Here is a 2647-nt window from a genome sequence, read left to right as displayed (position 1 = left end):
ACCCCCGCCGCGATCGACGCCTGCCTGCGGGTCTGCGACCTCACCGGCGCCCAACTGGCCATCCACACCGACACCTTGAACGAGGCCGGGTTCGTCGCCGATACCCTGGCCGCGATCGCCGGGCGCGGCATCCACGCCTACCACACCGAGGGTGCGGGCGGCGGCCACGCCCCCGACATCATCACCGTGGTCTCGCAGCCCAACGTGCTGCCCAGCTCGACCAATCCGACCCGCCCGCACACCGTCAACACCGTCGACGAACACCTCGACATGCTGATGGTCTGCCACCACCTCAGCCCGCACGTCCCCGAGGACCTGGCCTTCGCGGAGTCCCGGATCCGCCCCTCCACCATCGCCGCCGAGGACGTCCTGCACGACCTGGGTGCGATCTCCATCATCAGCTCCGACTCCCAGGCGATGGGCCGGATCGGCGAGGTGGTGATGCGCACCTGGCAGACCGCGCACGTGATGAAGCGGCGCCGCGGCGCGCTGCCCGGCGACGGGCGGGCCGACAACCACCGGGCGCGCCGCTACGTCGCCAAGTACACCGTCAACCCGGCCGTCGCCCAGGGCGTGGACCACGAGATCGGCTCGGTCGAACCGGGGAAGCTCGCCGACCTGGTGCTCTGGTCGCCCGCCTTCTTCGGGGTCAAACCCGACCTGGTGCTCAAGGGCGGCCAGATCGCGTGGGCGCAGATGGGCGATGCCAACGCCTCCATCCCCACCCCCCAACCCCTGCTGCCGCGGCCGATGTTCGGCGCCACCGGCCGGGCCCCGGCCGCCAACTCCGTCAACTTCACCGCCCAGGCCGCGATCGACGACGGGCTCCCGGAGCGGCTCGCCCTCGGCAAGGCGTTCCGGCCGATCCGCAGCACCCGGGCCGTCACCAAGGACCACATGGTCAACAACACCGCCCGCCCCGACGTCCGGGTGGACCCCGACACCTTCACCGTGACCATCGACGGCGAGCCGGTCACTCCCGCCCCGGCCACCGAACTGCCGCTCGCGCAGCGGTACTTCCTCTTCTAGATGACCACCGCCCCGATGCCGCCGGTGTCCGCCCTGCTACTGCTCGCCGACGGCCGCTTCCCGGCCGGCGGCCACGCCCACTCCGGCGGCGCCGAGGCCGCCGTCAAGGCCGGCCGGATCCACGACGTACCGAGCATGACGGCCTTCCTCACCGGCCGACTGCACACCACCGGACTGGTCGCGGCAGCCCTCGCCGCCGCCGCGGCCGACGTCGACCCCGACCTCGACACGCTGGACCGGGCCGCCGACGCCCGCACCCCCTCGCCCGCCCAGCGCGCCACCAGCCGGCGCCTGGGCCGCCAGCTCCTGCGCGCGGCCCGCGCCGCCTGGCCGCACCCCGCCCTCGACACCCTCCACCACCGCCACCCGCGCGGCGCCCACCAGAGCGTCGCGCTCGGCGTCACCGCACGCGCCGCCGGACTCGGACCCGGCCAGGCCGCCGCCCTCGCCGCGTACGAGAGCGTCAACGGCCCGGCCACCGCCTGCGTCCGGCTGCTCGGCCTCGACCCCTACCAGGTCGCGGCCGCACTCGCCCGGCTCGGCCCGCAGCTGGACGCGGTCGCCGCCGACGCGCTGGCCGCCGCCCGGACCGGCGACCTGCCCACCACCTCCGCCCCCCTGCTCGACGTCTACGCCGAGCAGCACGCCTCCTGGAAGGTGCGTCTCTTTGCATCGTGACCACGTCGACCTCCACGACGCCCCCGCGCACCACGGCTACACCGACCACCGCACCGGCGACGACCGGCGCCGCGCCCTGCGGATCGGCCTCGGCGGACCGGTCGGCTCCGGCAAGACCGCCACCGTCGCCGCGCTCTGCCGCGCCCTGCGCGACGAACTCTCGCTCGCCGTCGTCACCAACGACATCTACACCACCGAGGACGCCGAGTTCCTGCTGCGCAACGCCGTCCTGCCGCCCGAGCGGATCATCGCGGTGGAGACCGGCTGCTGCCCGCACACCGCCATCCGCGACGACATCTCCGCCAACCTGGAGGCCGTCGAGGAACTGGAGGACGCACTCGGCCCGCTCGACCTGATCCTGGTCGAATCCGGCGGCGACAACCTCACCGCCACCTTCAGCCGCGGCCTGGTCGACCACCAGATCTTCGTCATCGACGTCTCCGGCGGCGACAAGATCCCTCGCAAGGGCGGCCCCGGCGTCTCCACCTCCGACCTGCTGGTGATCAACAAGACCGACCTCGCCCTCCTGGTCGGCGCCGACCTCGGCGTGATGGCCCGCGACGCCGCCGCCCAGCGCGGCGACCTGCCGACCCTGTTCTGCTCCCTCGCCGCCCCCGACGGCATCGACCCGATCGCCGCCTGGGTACGCGCCCGGCTGCACGCCTGGACCGCCGTTGACCAGCACGCTTGAGGCGCTCGCCCGGATCGTCGCCGAGCCGGACGGACGGGGTGGCACCGCCCTGCCCGTGCTGGCCGGCGCCGGTCCGATCGCGCTGCGCCGCACCCGCGGCCACCGGGTCACCATGATCGGATCGATGGCCGCCCCGCTCGGCGGCGACCGGCTCGCCGTCCGCGCCGAGCTGCGGCCCGGCGCCGTCCTCGAACTCACCAGCGCCGCCGCCACCATCAGCCTCCCCGGCGCGCAGCCCGGTCCCGCCCG

General features: G+C 74.5%; 3 protein-coding genes and 1 pseudogene. All 4 read left to right on the top strand.

From position 1 onward, the window contains the following. A partial coding sequence (locus tag AA75_RS52995; protein WP_033825157.1) for an urease subunit alpha occupies positions 1 to 1029 on the top strand: 1029 nt, incomplete at its 5' end. Continuing rightward, entirely contained in the window at positions 1030 to 1707 is a 678-nt protein-coding gene (locus tag AA75_RS38800; RefSeq protein ID WP_033825156.1) for an urease accessory protein UreF, read from the top strand. Further along, on the top strand, positions 1697 to 2398 hold the full coding sequence (ureG, locus tag AA75_RS38795; RefSeq protein ID WP_033825155.1) for an urease accessory protein UreG: 702 nt from the start codon (positions 1697 to 1699) through the stop codon (positions 2396 to 2398). The genes AA75_RS38800 and ureG overlap by 11 nt, the downstream gene beginning before the upstream one ends. Next, a pseudogene (locus tag AA75_RS52990) lies at positions 2382 to 2647 on the top strand (urease accessory protein UreD); the annotation flags it as partial. The gene ureG and the pseudogene AA75_RS52990, both read left to right, overlap by 17 nt.

This window comes from Kitasatospora sp. MBT63, from assembly GCF_000710465.2.
Taxonomy (GTDB): domain Bacteria; phylum Actinomycetota; class Actinomycetes; order Streptomycetales; family Streptomycetaceae; genus Kitasatospora.
Note: the sequence above shows the minus strand (reverse complement) of the source record. Positions and strands in the feature narration are given on the sequence as shown.